This is a genomic window from uncultured Novosphingobium sp., from assembly GCF_964277725.1.
Taxonomy (GTDB): domain Bacteria; phylum Pseudomonadota; class Alphaproteobacteria; order Sphingomonadales; family Sphingomonadaceae; genus Novosphingobium; species Novosphingobium fluoreni.
Window position 1 is genome coordinate 1 of record NZ_CAXYKL010000165.1, and the last position, 16791, is coordinate 16791.

A 16791-nucleotide genomic window follows, 5' to 3' on the forward strand; every position below is an offset into this window, starting at 1 on the left:
CTAAGTTTCGCGACAACTCAGATGAGCAGCCTCGTTCCTCGTGTGCTGGTGTCGCAAAAGTCAGTTGCACAATGTTTTTGTTCTGATACAGTTTTGCGACATGCTGATTGGCTACGCCCGTGTGTCCACCGACGACCAGGATCTCCGGCTGCAACGCGCCGCGTTAAAGGAGGCGGGATGCAAGCGGACGTTCGAGGAGAAGATCTCGGGCGCGAAGCGTGACCGACCGGAGCTAGCAAAGATGATCGAGCAGCTGCGCGACGATGACACCGTGGTGGTGACGCGGCTCGACCGACTGGCGCGCTCCACCCGTGACCTGCTCGACATCGCCGAAAAGCTGAAGGAGGCCGGAGCCGGCCTGCGCTCGCTGGCCGAGCCTTGGGCGGATACGACCTCACCAGCGGGCCGCATGGTGCTGACCGTGTTCGCCGGCATCGCCGAATTCGAGCGCGAGCTGATCCACCAGCGCACCAGCAGCGGACGAGTAGCGGCCAAGGCAAGGGGAGTCCGCTTCGGCCGCCCTCCCAAGCTCACCCCCGATCAGATTGCGCTTGGGGAGCGACTGGTAAGCGAAGGCACGTCGGTGCGCGAAGCCGCCAAGCTGCTCAAGTGTCACCATGCCACGCTCTACCGGGCGCTGACCGCCGCGACATTGGCTCCGTGATGTCTGGCGCTCCGCGACCTATTGCCCTGGAAGGGGAGGCCTAATGCCGATCCGCCCCGAGCACGTATTCCTGTACCCGATCGACTGGCAGCAGATCTCGCACCATGTGCGCTTCGTGCGGGCAGGGGGCGCTTGCGAGCATTGCGGAGGCCCGCACGGGCAGAGGGTATTCCATCTGCGGGACGGACGGTGGTGGGACCGGAAACGGCATTGCTGGCGCAACGGCCAGGGCCGGCGTGTGCGGCGGCCAACTGAGAACATTCTAGAGCACGGTGCGTGGACGCCGGTGGTGCTGGCCTGCGCGCACCTCAACCATAATCCCAGCGATAGCGCGCTCAACCGGCTAGCGGCGCTGTGCCAGCGCTGCCACATGCTCCACGATGGCCCAGAGCATCGGCGCCGGCGTTGGATGAACGCGCACTACCGGCGTGCCCTCGGGGACCTGTTCTACGGACCTTACCCCGTGCTGGGAGCTGACTGGATCACGCCCACCCCGCTCAGCATGCTAGACGATCACCGCATCGGAACGTTCTCCCGTTGAGAGTTGTTTCACTTATTGCGTTTACACGTCGCACTCACTAGATGGCATCCACCTTGGGGAGACGAAACATGGCTGCCGTGGCCTTCAACATCGACGAGGCTTACGAGCCCACCGCGCAGGAGATCGAGGCGGTCGGTAACGCCGCGCGTGCGCTGTCGCGGGTGGATTCCAGCCGCCCTATCCACCTTACTGTGGAAGGGGCGGGCGAGGACGTCATCAGCCTGCCATCCGGTGTGTTCAACAGCATCGTCAAGATGCTGGTTGAGATCGGCAACGGCCATGCTGTCACCGTCGTGCCGGTACAGGCAGAACTCACCACTAGCCAGGCGGCCGACCTGCTCAACATGTCGCGTCCCCACCTTATCAAGCTCCTGGAACGCGGCGACCTGCCGTTCCGTATGGTGGGCACACATCGCAAGCTGCTCGGCCGCGACGTACTGACCTACCGCAGCCGCATGGATGCGGCTCGGCATGATGCCTTGCAGGGAATGGCGGACCTGGATCAAGAAGCCGGCCTCTTTGACGATCACGCGACCCTCGATCGTCCCTGATGCTGGTCGGCCGCTACACCGTCCTACTTGATGCCAACGTCATGCACCCCGCCATCGTGCGGGGTGCACTCTTGTGGTTCGCCGCCAGCCGGCTGTTCCGGCCGCTCTGGAGCGAGGCGATCCTGGCCGAGTGGGAGGGATAGCCTGCGACGGCGGTTTCCCGATCTGGCGGGCGATCATTTCCAACGGCAGCGGGCCTACATGGGCAGCTTCGGGGAAGCGTTGGTGGAAGGCTACGAACCGCTGATGCCCGCCCTGGCACTGCCTGATCCCAAAGACGTCCATGTTCTTGCGGCAGCGATCCACGGCAGGGCCGACGCAATCGTCACCTACAACCTCAAGGATTTTCCGGTCGACGTAGCCGCCCGCCATGGCATCGAAGTAAAACATCCCGATGACTTCATCGTCAACGTCATCGATCTCGATACAGCCAAGGCGTTGACCGCGATCGGCAGCCAACGCCGCCAGTTTCGCAACCCCGCTGTCACCGCTGAAGATTACCTTGACCGCTTTCGGAAAAGTGGCTTGGTTCAGGCGAGCCACCGCCTCCAGCCACTCGCTGACCTGTTCTGAACGAGGGTTCTGACACCAATAAGCGGTTGAAAGGCCCTGCCCGGCCTGAAGCGTCAGAACGGTCCGGTTGAGACACCGCCATGTCCATAGCTAAGCGGCGATATGGCTAACTGTTGGAGCTTGCAATCGTGATAGCGTTTGCTCGCAACCAAAGCGACTTCTTGCTTGAATTATTTGAGAGCGAAGAAGCCGCTCTGCTCACGCTAATTGACAACATGCGCACCAATCGTCTGGACCTGCTCGCAATTCAAATTGATTGCTCACATTATCTGCAGCTCTGTATGACGATGATTAGTGGGCTATTTGCTCTATGACTGCCACCGCTCGAGCGCGAGCTGGTCCGACTGTTTGATCAGGGCGGCAGTCGCTTTTCCACCTTAGGTGAACAGATGTAGCAGTTCTATCGCTCCTGCCCCCACAAGGCCGGCGCTAGGCGCCAACAATGCTAAATTGCGCGTTTGCCTTCTACGCGCAGAGTTTTCCTGTTCCATCTGCGCAACCTGCTGAGCAGCGGCGGTCTCTTGGGCGAGCCGCAACTCCTCGCGCAAAGCCTGCTGCTCGCCTGCGAGGGTGGCTATGCTATTTAGCACTGCCGCAAACTGGTCCTTCAGCACCTCCGAGTGCTGTGTGGCCCGGTTCCGGTCGGCTTCCACAGCTTCCGCAACTTGGGCGGAAAGCTGACCCAGCCCTGTCGCGACCTCATCTAGCTTGCTACGCAAGCGCTTTGCCTCGGTCGTGGTAAGGTCCTGTACCTCGATGATCTGAGCGGCAAAGCGTTTGCGCTGCCGCTCAAAGCAGTGCTCTACCTCTTCGAGGTGCGCAGCCAGTTCATCCTTTACCGGCTTTGCAATGAGGCCCTCCAGCAGGTCGGAAAGATCGGCGGTTTCCGGTTCCATATTAGTCTGCGTCATGCTGACCCTGTGCAATATTTGCGGTGGATATTGCGGCTCAGCCGCATCTGGCACAGCCTCGCGAGGGCGAGCGCCGGCTGCCGGTGACGCACCGCATCGTGCACCATGCCGGTCAACCGTTTTGTCTCGCGGCCATGCGCGTTCGCCATGTGGGTCTCGAAACCGGCAACCCGCTCAAGGTCATGCCTGATAGGCCCCATCCTGCGCAGGTGTAGTGCCCATGACTGACTCCGCTCTTCGCGGATCTGCGCATGCCGCACTTTGATCTTTGCAATATCGGCGTCGCATTGGTCACGCTGCTGGACCGCAATCTTGCGCCGTGCGCTCGGTGTGTCCCGTGCATCCTGCAGCCGTTTGAGAAGCTGTTTCGGCACATGATCCTGCATCACCTTCCGGTGTGCAGCGGCGGCTTGCGCCAGGGCAGCACTGTCGGCTTCGAACTGGTTGGTGATCCAAGTCCAGTACGCATCCATGCCATACTCGTTCAGCAGCTTGCGGACATCTGCTACCCGGGCACAGGGCGGCGGCACCAACGGTTCGGTTTGCAGGCCCGTCTCCTTGTTGAACCATTCGGTGATGCGGTCGCAGGCGGCGACGAGCTTCGCTTGGTCCGCTACCAGCCATTCCTGCAAGGCGCTGACCGTTGCTCTGATGGGCTTGCGATCCTGCAGCAACTGCTCCTGCGAGACGCCGGGCGATGGCGAAACTGTTTGTGAGGCGACACTCGCATCACGCACCCACCTGCGGACATTGCCTGCAATCAAGCTTTCGGCACCACCCAACCTGCGCAGCTTGTCGTCATATCGCAAGAACCACTTGTGCCATCTATCCTTCCGGGCCTCCGCCGCTCTAATTGCCTCCTGGCACTTGCTGGCCGCCATGCGCGATGCACCCCGATTACGCCGCCACTGGCACCACAGATCATCCTGCCGCCAATAGGCCTGTTCGCGCACTTCCTTGCTGATCCGTAGCCGCCGTTCTCCTTCGCAGGACCGACGAATGTCTACCGTCAGAGCCTGCCGCGCGGCCGCCTGCACCTGTGCGGACCAGCGGTGATGCTCGTCACCCTTCTGTGCCATGCCAGTCCAGCTATCGCCGAGCTCCAGCGGGTAGATCCGGCTGAGCAGATCATCCGGCATCTTCAGCTCGAAATGGGCGATTTCTCGGCTGAATAAGCCCCGCAATGCGGCGAGATCGCATGCACGCCCGGCGTCAGCCTCATCCTTGCGCCAACGGCGAACCGAATCTTGTGAATAGGCGTAGGTAATCACCAGACGGTAGCGGATGGGAGAGCGGACCCAGCCCTTGAGCTCCTCCAGTTCCTGCCCCAGCTTTTCTGGCTCGAACACACCCAGACGGTTGGCTGTGCTCACCAGCAGGATCAGGCTGGCGGTGGGGACGTGACGCTGCGCGATCCGTTCCACCAGTTCCCGCTCCCGCGGATTGGCCGCCGCGATACCGGGTAGATCGAGAATGATCACCCGGACCAATGGGTCGCTGTCGGCGAAATAGCAGCCGGGAATATACAGTGATACCGGATCGGTGCCCTGCCAACTGCCGTCCTCCACCTGCCGGCGTATATTTGCAAGTTCTGCCTGCATCTGATCAGCCGACAGGCCTGGCCCGTCCGGTCTATCTCGTCGCCAGCGATTGTCTGGGGACCGGGCATAGCGCATCGGAGTTGCCGTCGATGATTCTCCATGCTGTCGGTTGCCCCGCAGCACCTTCTGGACCGCATCGAAGCTAAGGCCATCCGCGATCCCCAGCAGGGTTAGCAGCAGCGTCGTCTTGCCGACCTGCGTCGGGCCGAACAATACCACCATGGTTTCCGGGCTACGCTGCGACAGTGTCTTGCCGTCCTGCGAGAGGGAGGCGACCCATTCGTCATTCGCCCGGATTGCCCAAGCCAGCGTCTCGCCATGCAGCCGCTTCCATGTAGGCACTGTCATGCGTGGCGGCCGCGCATCTCGTCCAGAAAACTGGTTTGCGCGTTTCTCAGATCATCTATCGCCAGCGTCGCCCGGAAGCGATTGCCAAGGCTTTCATCCAATCCAAGAACGACCTCCAGCTGATCGCTGACACGCCGCTTCACCCAGCTCATCATCTCGTCGAAATGTGCCAAGTGCCGCGTCTTCTGGTCACGAAAGCCGCTGCTGATCGCCTCCGACACATGCGCTCGCCCCTTAGTCTGCTGCTTCTCCAAAGATGAGATGACGCCATAGGCGAGCACGGCCGCGCCAAGCGCCATGCCAACAGGACCCGTCGCAATCATTGCGGTAGAACCTGCTGTCGAACCCGGCCCCTGCACGACCGTCATGATGGCATTGACGAAAGCCGGAATGGAATCAATCTCTCCATCCATCGCCAGGTCAATTGCCAGCACGCCGGCTGCAGCTTTCAGCAGCGGCTTGGTAAGGCCGTGCATCTCCACCGTGGTGTGTGTGATATCCTGTAGTATCTCACGCAGGTCGGTGGTCGGCATTTCGCCTGAAGCGGCGGAGGCTACCACTGCGCTCTGCATGGCCGACATGTAGCTAGTGGCGATTGCAGGCAGCAGTTGGACAGCCTGCTTCAGTTCCCTGGCATCCTGCCGGGCCAGCGGACCGCTATCGCGATCGCGACCGTGCGACAGGATACCTTGCAATGCCTTGAGGGATCTTTGGGTGTTCGTCGATGCTGGCAGTTGGCCGGCGACTGTGATGTTCCCTTCAGTGCCTGCCATTTCGACAACTGGCGCAATCAGGTTTTCGGACGGTTCTGGGAGAACGAGCTGCTGCCGTGACAGATCAGCCAACAGGGCGGCATGGGTTGGCGCGAAGGCTGCGCCGCCGCCGCTTTCGTCGAGTGCTGATTGCAGGCGGGAGTACATCCGGTTGTCCGCTCGGCCGGATTGCAGGACAACGAAATCTCCCACATTGCGCAGGAAGGCACCCCAACCTGTTTCGGTTTTGTCAAAGTCCTTTCTCGCGATCGCCAGAGCCTGCCGCTCCACACTGTCGAGCTTCTGTTCCAGACTGCGCTTATAATCGCCACGGGCGGCCTCGATGGCAGCTTCGAGCGCCTCCATGATCTCGAGCCGCATTTCCTCGTTCTCAGGTTGAGCGTCTCGGCTACTGCGGACAGCCTGTCGAGCCTCGCTCACCACCGTGCCGATCTGAAGGCTGAGTTCTTCCAAATCTTCCAACTGCCGCTGACGGGCGCCTAAACCAACGCCGCCCTGCCGGCCCAAGGCGTCTAGGATTGAAGTACGAACTGCCTCCTCGTACTCCCAATCACCGATGCCGGTGCAGACGACTCCGCTCGATGGTACCTGAAAGCGTTCCGCTGCGGTCGCGCGCAACTGCTCCTGCCGGTCCGCCGGCATCGTCTCAGTGCCGGTGATCGCAATCACCGGCTGCACCCCGGCAAGCTGGTTCTTTTGCAGGTCCGTCCTGATTGCGTCCTGCTGTTGGGCTAGCAGTCCGCCATTGGTCACCAAGACGCAGGCGGTAGAGGCAACGAGGGCAAGGCGCATGAAATCCTGCCAAGGCCGGTTTCTGGCGGTGATCCTCTCGTAACCGGGAAGCAGCAAGAAGCCGTGATTCTTCTGCCCGCCGAAGTACCGGGTGGGTACGCGTAAAACCGGCAGTTCCAGCATGTCCCCCGTCCAGTTCCGCACCGCTTGCTGGAACCTCTCGGCAGAGACCGCCTCACCCCGCGGCTCTCCGGGGTCGGTCTCGTCATTCCAGCGATAGATGCAGCCATGCACATCGCCTACGCGCGGATCCTCCAGTACCATAACCGGCAGGTACTCACCTCGCCCCGCGTTATCACCCAGCCATACCGTATCCAGATCATAGAGCAGCCGCATCAAACGGGTCTTGCCGGCACCCTGGTCACCGGCAATTGCGACTACCGTATGATCGTACAAGAGGCCGGTCATCTGGCAATCGCGCACCGCACGGCGAAGATCATCTCTGAAGCCGCTACGTGTATCTTCTTCGAGGTAGGTGGTCGCAGCATCGACTGTTTTAAGGCGGCGTACCAAGGTGGCCAAATATGCCTCAGGCGTCCCAGTTTGCATTGACATACCCCCACATCTATTTGCTGATCTAGCAGCTCACCCCGACCGGAGGTAAACGTGCCCCGCCAACCAGCGATTTCATAAAACGACCGTTTCTGACGAGCCGATCGCCTTGCCTGCCCGGCAACGTAAATCTGTGGGCCGGGTCTTGTCAAAACTGTTCTGGAAACCTGCTTCGCAAAACGGTATGCCTCTCACGGGTTTGGAGAAGATCGGACACCCATGCGGGTCGGCTATGCGAGGGTCAGCACCAGCGACCAGAATCCCGAGCTTCAGCTCGACGCGCTGCGCCGCGCCGGCTGCGAGCGGGTGTTCACCGAAAGGGCGTCGGGTGCGCGCGACGACCGGCCCGAGCTGGCACGCATTCTGGAAGACGTGCTGCGTGCCGGCGACACGCTGGTCGTCTGGAAGCTCGACCGTCTCGCCCGTTCGCTCAAGAAGCTGATCGCCACGGCCGAGGAACTCGAACGCGCGCAGATCGGGCTGGTGTCGCTGACCGAGAGTATCGACACGACCACGCCGGGCGGGATGCTCACCTTTCATGTGTTCGGCGCGATCGCGCAGTTCGAACGTGCCCTGATCCGGGAGCGGACCACCGCCGGGCTGGTGGAGGCACGCCGGCAGGGCCGCAAGGGCGGTCGCCCATCGGTTATGCGCCCGAGCGACGTCACCGCGGCACGGGCGATGATGAAGGAGGGGACGCTCCCGGTGCGCGACATCGCCAAGCGCATGGGCGTGTCGGTCGCCACCCTCTACCGCTATGCCGGCAAGCGCGGCAGCGGCGCACCGGCCAAGGAGCCTGCCGCAGCTCATGGCTGACCGGGCGAAGCGACCGCCCGGAGAGGCGCTGGTCGACCTTCGCCGACGATTGTCGCTGTTGCCGCCACGCGATCCCGGTCGCACCGATATCGTCGCCCGTGCAGCCGAGGCTTACGGCATCTCGATCTCGACGCTGTACCGGGCGCTGCGCGAGGTGAACCGGCCCCGGTCGGTGCGTCGATCCGATCATGGCGCGACGCGGGTCGCGCCGCAGGCGGAGATGGAGCGCTATGCCGAGATCGTCGCCGCGCTGAAGATCAGGACGACCAACAAGAAGGGCCGGCACGTCTCGACCGCCCGCGCCATCGAGTTCCTGGAAACCGATGGCGTCGAGACGCCGGAGGGTCTGGTCAAGGTCGCGCCCGGCCTGTTGAAGCGGGCGACCATCGACCGGCTGCTCCGCTCGTCGGGGCTGGATTATGCCCGCGTCACCCGCCCACACGCGGCCGTCCGTTTCCAGGCGCGGCGATCGAACGAGCTGTGGCACTTCGACATGAGCCCGTCCGATCTCAAACAGGTCGAGGCACCGCTATGGATCGAACAGGGTCGCGGCAAACCCACGCTGATGCTGTTCTCGGCCGTCGATGACTGCTCGGGCGTGGTCTATCAGGAATATCGCAGCGTCTATGGCGAGGACGCCGAGTCCGCGCTGCGATTCCTGTTCAACGCCTTCGCCGCCAAGCCCGAACCCGAGTTGCCGTTTCAGGGTCTGCCGGTGACGATCTACATGGACAACGGCCCGGTCAGCCGATCACGTGTGTTCCAGTCGGTGATGGGCAGCCTCGGCATTCGCGTCCTCACCCACCTGCCGCCGAAGCAGGACGACCGGCACACCGCGGCCCGCGCCAAGGGCAAGGTCGAGCGGCCGTTCCGCACGGTGAAGGAGGTGCACGAGACGCTGTACCACTTCCACAAGCCGAAGGACGAGGCGGAAGCCAATCTGTGGATGCGCCGCGCGCTGGTCACCTACAACAATGGCGGCCATCGCTCCGAGCCACACGCCCGGATCGAGCACTGGCTCCGCCACCTGCCCGGCGAGGGCGTGCGCGCCATGTGCTCATGGGAGCGGTTTTGCGCCTTCGCGCGCGAGCCCGAGCGGCGCACCGTTGCGGGCGACGCAACCGTTTCGGTCGAAGGTGCCTCCTACGAGGTCGAACCCGAGCTTGCCGGCGAGACGGTGACGTTGCTCTGGGGCCTGTTCGACCAGCAGCTTTTCGTCGAGCATGACGGCAAGCGGTATGGGCCTTACGAGCCGTCGCGCGGCGCGGTGCCGCTCTACCGCTACCGCAAGTATCAGAAGAGCCACGCCGAGGAGCGGCTCGACAAGGTGATCCGGCTCGCCGACCAGCTCGGCCTGCCCCGCGCGACCGTGACGGGCGGCGACCGGCCGCTGCCGTCGCTGCCGCCCTCCACCGCCGGACTCGCGGTGCGGCAGACCCCTTTTCCCGAGCCGGCGATCGAGACGGCGTACCCGACCGGACTCGCCGCGCGCCACGCCATCGTCGACCAGCTGCGGCGACCGCTCGGCTCGCTGCCCGAGGCGGACCGCGCCTTCATCGACGCGCTGCTGGGCGAAACGCTCGACAAGACCATTATCGCCGGCCGCATTCGCGAGCGGTTCCAGGGCAGACGGGGGACAAGCTGATGCTCGCCGACGTTCAATCCAGCTACGGGCTCGCCCGCCCGTTTCATGGTGCCGGCAACTTCGAGACAGAGCATCAGCGCAACCTCGTGCGTGAGGTCTGCGCAGCGGTGCAGACCGGCCGGCTGATCGTCGTCTCCGGCCTGGTCGGATCGGGCAAGACGCATCTCCTGCGTCGCATCGAGGACGAGCTGGTCAGGGCCGGCAAGGTCGCCGTCGCCAAGTCGCTCGCGGTCGACAAGCGTCGGACCTCGCTGCCGTCGCTGATCGAGGCGCTGTTCTACGACCTATCGCCCGGCGACCGCGCCCAAGTGAAGATCCCCAAGCAGGCCGAGCGCCGCGAGCGCGACCTGCGCGACATCATGCGCAAGGGCAAGCGACCGGTCGTGCTGGTGGTCGACGAGGCGCACGACCTCCACCACAAGACGCTGACCGGCCTCAAGCGGCTGATGGAAGTGGTGGCCGACGCAGGCGTGATGCTGTCGGTCCTACTGGTAGGCCATCCCCGGCTGCGCAACGACCTGCGCCGCCCGCAAATGGAGGAGATCGGCTACCGCACCACGACGTTCGACTATGAGGGCATCGGCGTCGAGCGACGCGACTATGTCGCCTGGCTGCTCGGCGCCTGCGCGGCCGAAGGCGTCAAGGTCGCCGACCTGATGGACGAGGACGCGATCGACGTTATTGCCGAGCGTCTGCGCACCCCGCTCCAGATCGAGATGCACCTGACCCTCGCCTTCGAGCAGGGTTTCAGGTTCGCCGCCAAGCCCGTCACGGTCGAGATCGTCGAGCAGGTGCTGTCGCGCGCAATCGACGACCTCGAACCCACGCTGACCCGCAACGGCTACGACGCCGGTGCGCTCGCCAGCCAGCTGAACACCCGGCCATCCGACGTGCGCGCCTTCCTTGCCGGAACGCTGGACGCCGAACACACCCGCGAGCTGACCGAGCGGCTCCGTGAGGCGGGGGTGCCGATATGAGGCCGGTCACGAACTTCGCTTGCATATATCGTGAGCGGGCGGGTCCCGTTTGCAAGCAGACACGGATAATGGCGAGCATATTGTCATTTAGCGTGAGCAGCGCGGCTCGCCCGCTGTCATCCAATCTGAGCAAAAATCTGCGCTGTTTGCGAGCAGGAGACGCTACGATTGCAAGCGCCTACAGCTAACCTCAACTATGGCCGCTCGCCGCAACTGCAAAGAGCCCAACCGTTCCAATTGCATAGAGGGCTAGAACAATGATTGAATCCATTCCCATACCGAGCAGGCGGCGTTTCGGTCGAAAGATCAAGCCGGCCAGATAGACGCACGTGAGCAGCACACCCAAGCCTGCCAGGTACAGATCGGCGGAGTTCGCATTCGGTAAGACTGATTTGCCCGATACAAGGGTGGCGAGCAGGAAAAGGACGGGTAGGAAGGCGTTGCCGCCGAGGATGTCACTGATCGCGAGTTGGTAATCCTTCAACTTCATCGACGCCAAGCCAGTGGACAGCTCCGGCAGCGAGGTGGCCGCCGCCAGGACCGTAGCCCCGAACAGGATGCCGCTCATGCCGATGGCATCCGCGAGGCCGTCGCCAGCCTTCTCCAGCAGCGTACCGGCGACGAGCGTGGCAAGTGCCGCCAGCGTGAACATGACAACGGTGCGCGTGGTACCCGGAGCGTGCTTCTCCACGGAGCCCTTCGCGTGCCCCTTTGGCTTTTCCTGGGTATCCGGCGCACTTCCGCTCGCATCGTGCCAAGGTAGTCCGCGATTTGCGCGACCGACCAGCCACACACCCGCAACCCATAATATCGCGATCATCACCGCGCCAGGCGTCAGCCGCGCTGCGACGAGGTCTTTCGGCAGTTGGGCGGCCATGATCGCGACGACCAGCACGGCGATGACCAGCAACCCTTCCACCACGAGCGTTAGGCTGGCGGCGCGATAGGTAAGTGGCGGACCACCGCGGGTGCCGAAGCGATCAAGGGCGACCAGCACCACCGTCTGAATGGCGATGCCGCCGAGAATGTTGCCGACCGCCACACCGACGTTTCCGGACCAGGCCGCGCTCGCGGTAATCGCAATCTCGGGCAGGTTGGTCGCGACCGCCAGCAGGATCACGCCGCCCAAGGCCTGACCGAGCCCAAAACGACGGGACAATACGTCGGTCGCGTTAGACAGCTTGACGCCCGCAAACCAGATCACCGCAGCGGATGCGGCGAAGATCGCGAGCAAGACGGGTATGCCCAGCGTCTGAAACATCATGCGATCTCCGCGACCATAGCTCGCCGATCATGCGTGGCCCGAACCTCGAACCAGGGGGTGACCAGAAGGTGCGGAACGGCGAGCGCGGCGATCCCGGCGAAGAGCCCACGCACGCCGCTGGGATCAAAATGCAGCAGCAACCCCGCTACCACAGCCGCCAGCAGTATCGCTCCCCCGAACACGGACGCGACCGCGCGCAAGTAGGACATGGTATTGGCATAACCTAATTGATCGCGGCGCTCGATCGTCTGCGGCATCGCGTGGAGAATGAGAAAACCGAGTGTGAAGCCGACCAGAGGCGGCAGAACCACCAGTGCCGCCACTCCGCTCGCGAGACGCAGTTCGCGGCGTTGCCAAGCGAGGATCAGCAGCAGGATCACGGCCGCCCCGCCCGCAGCGGCAAGGATCGGAGTGTATGTTTCCAGCATGGATGACGCCCCCCCTGCCGTTCGCAACAGGGCTGCATACCCAGCAGCGTGTAGCATCGCAGGCCCGGCGACCAGGGCTACGCCTCGCGCAAGGCGCTCGGACAATGCCCCGTTCGGGGCATCCTCTATGCCGAAGTGAACCGCCGAAGCGACCAGAAAGGCCGGCAGGGCAGCCGCCGGATCGGTAGTCCACCACAACAGCGTCACAAGCGAAACGACGCCATAGGCAACCAGGAACAGCGGCCTGCAGACAGGTGCCACGACGGCCAAGTCACCGGCGCCGTGAACCATGCCCACGACGCCGATGCCCAAAATTGCGAATGCCAGTTGCAGCGGCAAAGGGGCGGGAGCGGCCGCAACCGCCCCCACGACCAACAAAATGATACCGCGGCTCACGCCTGCCGGGCGTGTTCGTGCAGGGCCTTCTCAAGGTTGCGCGCAGCGTAGAACGCGTAGACCACCTTGGCGATGATATCCATGATGAGGATCGCCCACACTGACGCGGGATCGGTGATGATCTTTAGGCCCTCGGGGCCGATCAGGAAGACGATCGGGTAGAGGAACCAGATCACGGTCAGGAAGGTGACGTTCTTGCCATAAGCTTCGCCCAACGCGCTGCCCCGCTCGACCGCCATCGCGCGCAGCGGACCCCACAGGAGGTACAGCACACCCAGGAAGGCCGCGCACGACCATGCGTACCACACCCACTTGGTCAGCGGTGCTTCCACTAGCGACGAGATCAGGCCAGTTGCAATCATCAGCACGTCGAGCACGATGACCGAGGTAAGATAGCCGCCGACTTCGCCCGTCTTGCCACGCTCGTGGAAGGCGAGCAGTACGAGGCTGGAGAGCAGGATCGGCGTCGTGACCGTCCAGTCCGCATAGCGAGCCAAGTAGGCGGCCGACCCGTCACCCTTGACGAGCGTGCCGATGCCGAACGCCATGGCAAGATAGGCCGTGGCGGCGATGAAAGGCACGGTGGCGTGCAGAAGGGTATGATGGCGCGAGGGGGGTGTCTTTTTACCCTTCGCGTAGATCGCCAACGAAGCGAGAGACATGACCGTAAACCCGATCATGAAGGCAGTCTGATCCATATAGGCATTCCCGGTTCGGGAATGACCTAGTGCCAGACCCTCTCGGCTGAAACACAGATCGACTTCAACGGTGCCAGAAACATAATGACATAAATGTCGGTGTCAGAACCAACCGGTTGTGACACCAAAAGACCCACATTTGGTCCTTCGCGGCCTCTTTTTAGCTCCCCGCTTCCTGCCGTTTGTTCATGTCGGCCGCAGGGAGGAGCTGACCCTTCGCTCAGCTAGCTGAACCGCGACGGCGCCTCGCCACCATTTCGGACCGATCGCCGCACCGAATGGCCCGGCGCTGGCAGCTGTTAAAGGACTCGCTCGGAGCGGCGCGGACAAGCATGATAGGTTATGACCACGAGCTCGTTTCACGGCGATCGCCCTATAGAATGCGCCGAGCAGGACCGCTTCGGCTTCGGCCCGCTAGCCGACCGCGTCGCCGAGGCGCTGACGACGCAGGCCGCCGGGAAGGGCTTCGTCCTCGGCGTCGAAGGGAAGTGGGGATCGGGCAAGTCCAGTCTGCTCGCGCTGGTCGTCGCCAAGCTGAGGGGAATGGGCCAAAGCAAGGTCACCGTCGTCGAGTTCCGGCCCTGGCTCGTCGGCGACCGGGACCAGCTCCTCGCCAGCCTGTTCGAGGACCTCGTCAAGGCGATCGCCGGCCTCGAGCATGCCGGCGGCGACGCGACCGGCACGTCGATGATCACGGCCAAAGAGGTCGCGGAGAAGGCCCGTAGGTTTGCCGGTCACCTCGGTCCGGTCGGGAAGCCGCGGGACTTGCGGGTCTCGCCATCCCGGGCGCGGCCATATTCGGGAAGGTGCTCGAAGGGTTGGCCGCGGCCGCGAAGGACACCTCGGAGGGCCCGACGCTGGCTGCGCAGAAGGATGACCTGTCGGCCGCCCTCGTCAAGCTCGACTGCCGCATCGTGGTCACGATCGACGACGTCGATCGCCTCGAGCCTCGCGAGGTGGGCGAGCTCCTGAGGCTGGTCCGTTCCGTCGCCGACTTCCCGAACGTGTCCTACCTCCTCTGCTACGACGCGACGATACTGAAGCACGCGGTTGAGAAGGCCACCGGGGTCGGCGACGGGAGCGCGTACCTCGAGAAGATCGTGCAGACCGAGATCGGCGTCCCGCTGCCGGAATCCTTCGCCTTGAGGCGTTGGTTCACCGCCGAACTCAAGGCGTTCGCGGAATGCGATCCCCGCCGGGTGCCCGATCTGCTGCACGTCATCGATGAGACCGGGGGGAAGGGGCTTCGACACCGCAAGAAGCGTCGTGCGCGTGCTCGACAGCCTCCGCGCATACTGGCCCAGCCTCAACGGGAGGGTCGACCTGGTGGACCTCGTGTGGCTGCGGATCATCGCCGTCACCGAGCCCGCCCTATACCGCTGGATCGAGGAGTATCTAACTGCCTACGCCGCGCTGGCGGCGGGCCGCGTTCACATTTCCGAGGCGGAGCGGACCGCCCTGGCCAAACGAATGGACGACGCTCTGGCGGCCGAAGGGCTCGACTGGAAGCGGATGCAGTTCGAACTCGAACGGCACCTCCCCGGCCTCAACTTCCACAACTTCAATCAAGGCAAGGAGGAGCGCCTGTTCTCGAAGGCGCAGCGCGGCGCACACGCGCAGGACTTTGAGCGTGCGCGACTGGCGAGCCCGAGCCACTCCCGCCTCTACTTCGCACTGGTGGAGCCCCCCGACAGCGTCACCGACACGGACGTCGCCGAGCTCCTCGAGGCGGCCAATGGCGGAATGAACGATGTGGCGGCGCTCTTCCTGCGGCTCAGCGATAAACGCGGAGACGCCGGCGCTACTAAGGCAGAAAGGCTGCTCGACCAGCTAGCCATCTTCGACGAGGAGATCGTCCAGGGATGGCCGGTCGAGGCACTCACGCTGGGTCTGGTGAACGTCGCGGACGAACTCGCCAAGGACGACGCCGGCGACGACTGGGGCTATCCAAGGGTCTGGTACCTCGCCGACGCGCTGCTCAAGCACCTGTCGCGAGTGCTCCCCGAGCAACGGGGGAAGGACTTGGTCGAACGCCTTTTCGCGAACGGCCTGTCGCTCGGGTTCATCAGCCACCTGCTCCGCAACGAGACATTCTCACATGGCTTCTACGGGGACCGGCCCAATGCCTCCGACGCGATTACCGACCGCGCGACGTTCGATACGGTCAGGTCGATCATGGTCCGTCGCTACGCCGCGGGCGGCCTCCACCGGATACTCGCCGAGCGCAACGCGATCACGATCCTCTACGCCTGGTCCCAGGCGGGTGGACGCGACGAGGTCGTCAAGGCGGTGGCGGAGCGGACGGCGGAGGACGGAGCCTTCGTCGAGTTAATGCTGAAGATCTGCTCGACGTCGGTCAGCTCACCTGCGGCAACACGCCCCTCCATGCTGCTGTTCCACATCCTCACCAACCGGCTCTTCGCAGCAGAGCACAGGTCGCCGAACGCTCAGGAGTTCCTCAGGAGACACGCCGCGGAGGCGTTCTCTCCCGGTCCCGAGGCGGTGATCGTCGGCACATACATGGGCGAGGTCGACTGGCCGCTGGAGGAGCATTCAAGCGCGCTCGACCGGTATTTCGAGGAGCGTGTGCGCAAGAGCGGCCTCCACGCACCCAGGATCCTGGAAGCGGCGGCGATCCTTGCCCTCTCCGAGCGCGTCCGCTCTGGGGACGATCCGGATGGAGCAAGGCGCCTGATCGCCCGAGCGGTCGAGGCGGATCCGGCCAACCAGGCGCTTCGCGGATTCAAGCGCGAGTGGTCTCCAGAGATGACGGTCAGCTGGAGAGCGCTCCTGCTACCGGCAAGGTCGGCTCCCGATCTTAAGGAGGCGGGCGGCGACGCCTAGCCGCCCGCCTCCGTCGGTCGATCGGCCAGCTTGGGTTCGCGGCCCTCCAGGCCACCGATGTAGCAGCAGCAGCGACCGTCGAAGCCGATGACGCTTAGCAGAATGCGCATGAAGAACGAGCGTCCGCTCTGTTAAGACGACAATCGGAAAGCGGCCATTCCGGTTTCCACCAGGAACCGGCCCTTCGCCGCCCTGCCCTCCGTTCTGAACGAACGGCGGCTTACCGCGGTGGACCGGCCGAAAGCGGCCAGTCCGCAATCCACCCAACGATGAGAGCGATATGGTGTCAAAACCGAGCGGTTACGACACACTGGCAGGAATGACTAGCGCGCGGGTTGCCCCCACGGAACTAGTCCTCTGCGTTCAACCTCCGCCATCACCATTCGTTGTTGCTGCGGTCCAGCTAACCCTCGAAGT

The 16791-nt window shown here is 63.6% G+C and carries 16 protein-coding genes and 2 pseudogenes; 12 read left to right on the forward strand and 6 right to left on the reverse strand.

Annotated elements, in window-relative coordinates; all coding sequences use genetic code 11:
• Positions 1-100 precede the first annotated feature (100 nt).
• The 6 genes from ACHWRX_RS09495 to ACHWRX_RS09520 all read left to right on the forward strand — a co-directional run bounded on the left by ACHWRX_RS09495 (position 101) and on the right by ACHWRX_RS09520 (position 2643).
• Positions 101-664 carry a recombinase family protein gene (locus ACHWRX_RS09495; RefSeq protein WP_394659003.1) on the forward strand — a complete coding sequence of 188 codons (564 nt, stop codon included), beginning with the start codon at positions 101-103 and terminating at the stop codon, positions 662-664.
• Between the two features lie 238 nt (positions 665-902).
• Complete coding sequence (locus tag ACHWRX_RS09500; RefSeq protein WP_394659004.1) at positions 903-1205, forward strand: hypothetical protein; 303 nt, start codon at positions 903-905, stop codon at positions 1203-1205.
• A gap of 68 nt (positions 1206-1273) precedes the next feature.
• A complete protein-coding gene (locus ACHWRX_RS09505) occupies positions 1274-1756 on the forward strand; it encodes a helix-turn-helix domain-containing protein (RefSeq protein ID WP_394659005.1) in 483 nt (160 codons plus the stop codon).
• Positions 1756-1899 carry a hypothetical protein gene (locus ACHWRX_RS09510; RefSeq protein ID WP_394659006.1) on the forward strand — a complete coding sequence of 48 codons (144 nt, stop codon included), beginning with the start codon at positions 1756-1758 and terminating at the stop codon, positions 1897-1899. The genes ACHWRX_RS09505 and ACHWRX_RS09510 overlap by 1 nt, the downstream gene beginning before the upstream one ends.
• Before the next feature lie 58 nt (positions 1900-1957).
• Positions 1958-2329 carry a PIN domain-containing protein gene (locus ACHWRX_RS09515; protein ID WP_394659007.1) on the forward strand — a complete coding sequence of 124 codons (372 nt, stop codon included), beginning with the start codon at positions 1958-1960 and terminating at the stop codon, positions 2327-2329.
• Positions 2330-2442: 113 nt separating this feature from the next.
• Positions 2443-2643 (forward strand): hypothetical protein, encoded by a 201-nt coding sequence (locus ACHWRX_RS09520; RefSeq protein ID WP_394659008.1) that lies wholly within the window; start codon positions 2443-2445, stop codon positions 2641-2643.
• A gap of 63 nt (positions 2644-2706) precedes the next feature.
• Here ACHWRX_RS09520 and ACHWRX_RS09525 read toward each other — a convergent pair whose 3' ends face one another.
• The 3 genes from ACHWRX_RS09525 to ACHWRX_RS09535 form a co-directional block, all read right to left on the reverse strand.
• Positions 2707-3225 carry a hypothetical protein gene (locus ACHWRX_RS09525; RefSeq protein ID WP_394659009.1) on the reverse strand — a complete coding sequence of 173 codons (519 nt, stop codon included), beginning with the start codon at positions 3223-3225 and terminating at the stop codon, positions 2707-2709.
• A gap of 11 nt (positions 3226-3236) precedes the next feature.
• Entirely contained in the window at positions 3237-5063 is a 1827-nt protein-coding gene (locus ACHWRX_RS09530) for a hypothetical protein (RefSeq protein ID WP_394659010.1), read from the reverse strand.
• Between the two features lie 122 nt (positions 5064-5185).
• Positions 5186-7276, reverse strand: coding sequence for a hypothetical protein (locus tag ACHWRX_RS09535; protein WP_394659011.1), 2091 nt, complete (start codon positions 7274-7276; stop codon positions 5186-5188).
• 249 nt (positions 7277-7525) lie between these two features.
• Here ACHWRX_RS09535 and ACHWRX_RS09540 point away from each other — a divergent pair, with 249 nt between their 5' ends.
• Genes ACHWRX_RS09540 through ACHWRX_RS09550 form a run of 3 tightly spaced genes read left to right on the forward strand, consistent with a single transcriptional unit; the run spans position 7526 to position 10744 of the window.
• Positions 7526-8122: a recombinase family protein gene (locus ACHWRX_RS09540; RefSeq protein ID WP_394659012.1), complete on the forward strand. Its 597-nt coding sequence runs from the start codon at positions 7526-7528 to the stop codon at positions 8120-8122.
• A complete protein-coding gene (locus ACHWRX_RS09545) occupies positions 8115-9767 on the forward strand; it encodes an IS481 family transposase (RefSeq protein WP_394659013.1) in 1653 nt (550 codons plus the stop codon). Before ACHWRX_RS09540 ends, ACHWRX_RS09545 begins: the two co-directional genes overlap by 8 nt.
• Positions 9767-10744, forward strand: a complete 978-nt coding sequence (locus ACHWRX_RS09550) for an ExeA family protein (RefSeq protein WP_394659014.1) — start codon at positions 9767-9769, stop codon at positions 10742-10744. Before ACHWRX_RS09545 ends, ACHWRX_RS09550 begins: the two co-directional genes overlap by 1 nt.
• A 190-nt stretch (positions 10745-10934) precedes the next feature.
• On the opposite strand, the gene ACHWRX_RS09555 is transcribed toward ACHWRX_RS09550, so the two are convergent.
• The 3 genes from ACHWRX_RS09555 to ACHWRX_RS09565 are packed head-to-tail and all read right to left on the reverse strand — an operon-like array spanning position 10935 to position 13530.
• Entirely contained in the window at positions 10935-12005 is a 1071-nt protein-coding gene (locus tag ACHWRX_RS09555) for a sodium:calcium antiporter (RefSeq protein ID WP_394659015.1), read from the reverse strand.
• Positions 12005-12832 carry a Brp/Blh family beta-carotene 15,15'-dioxygenase gene (locus ACHWRX_RS09560; RefSeq protein ID WP_394659016.1) on the reverse strand — a complete coding sequence of 276 codons (828 nt, stop codon included), beginning with the start codon at positions 12830-12832 and terminating at the stop codon, positions 12005-12007. The genes ACHWRX_RS09555 and ACHWRX_RS09560 overlap by 1 nt, the downstream gene beginning before the upstream one ends.
• Entirely contained in the window at positions 12829-13530 is a 702-nt protein-coding gene (locus ACHWRX_RS09565) for a bacteriorhodopsin (RefSeq protein WP_394659017.1), read from the reverse strand. Before ACHWRX_RS09565 ends, ACHWRX_RS09560 begins: the two co-directional genes overlap by 4 nt.
• Before the next feature lie 342 nt (positions 13531-13872).
• Here ACHWRX_RS09565 and ACHWRX_RS09570 point away from each other — a divergent pair.
• The 3 genes and pseudogenes from ACHWRX_RS09570 to ACHWRX_RS09580 form a co-directional block, all read left to right on the forward strand.
• Positions 13873-14130: pseudogene (locus ACHWRX_RS09570) on the forward strand (P-loop NTPase fold protein); the annotation flags it as partial.
• 206 nt (positions 14131-14336) lie between these two features.
• A pseudogene (locus ACHWRX_RS09575) lies at positions 14337-14666 on the forward strand (P-loop NTPase fold protein); the annotation flags it as partial.
• Between the two features lie 130 nt (positions 14667-14796).
• Positions 14797-16374, forward strand: a complete 1578-nt coding sequence (locus tag ACHWRX_RS09580; RefSeq protein WP_394659018.1) for a hypothetical protein — start codon at positions 14797-14799, stop codon at positions 16372-16374.
• Positions 16375-16791 lie beyond the last annotated feature (417 nt).

Excerpts from the sequence above, each read along its gene's own strand:
- ACHWRX_RS09545 (WP_394659013.1), top strand. The coding sequence starts at position 8,115 with ATGGCTGACCGGGCGAAGCGACCGCCCGGAGAGGCGCTGGTCGACCTT.
- ACHWRX_RS09510 (WP_394659006.1), top strand. The coding sequence starts at position 1,756 with ATGCTGGTCGGCCGCTACACCGTCCTACTTGATGCCAACGTCATGCAC.
- ACHWRX_RS09530 (WP_394659010.1), bottom strand. The coding sequence starts at position 5,063 with ATGGTGGTATTGTTCGGCCCGACGCAGGTCGGCAAGACGACGCTGCTG.
- ACHWRX_RS09555 (WP_394659015.1), bottom strand. The coding sequence starts at position 12,005 with ATGTTTCAGACGCTGGGCATACCCGTCTTGCTCGCGATCTTCGCCGCA.
- ACHWRX_RS09550 (WP_394659014.1), top strand. The coding sequence starts at position 9,767 with ATGCTCGCCGACGTTCAATCCAGCTACGGGCTCGCCCGCCCGTTTCAT.
- ACHWRX_RS09525 (WP_394659009.1), bottom strand. The coding sequence starts at position 3,225 with ATGGAACCGGAAACCGCCGATCTTTCCGACCTGCTGGAGGGCCTCATT.
- ACHWRX_RS09565 (WP_394659017.1), bottom strand. The coding sequence starts at position 13,530 with ATGGATCAGACTGCCTTCATGATCGGGTTTACGGTCATGTCTCTCGCT.
- ACHWRX_RS09505 (WP_394659005.1), top strand. The coding sequence starts at position 1,274 with ATGGCTGCCGTGGCCTTCAACATCGACGAGGCTTACGAGCCCACCGCG.
- ACHWRX_RS09515 (WP_394659007.1), top strand. The coding sequence starts at position 1,958 with ATGGGCAGCTTCGGGGAAGCGTTGGTGGAAGGCTACGAACCGCTGATG.
- ACHWRX_RS09495 (WP_394659003.1), top strand. The coding sequence starts at position 101 with ATGCTGATTGGCTACGCCCGTGTGTCCACCGACGACCAGGATCTCCGG.
- ACHWRX_RS09540 (WP_394659012.1), top strand. The coding sequence starts at position 7,526 with ATGCGGGTCGGCTATGCGAGGGTCAGCACCAGCGACCAGAATCCCGAG.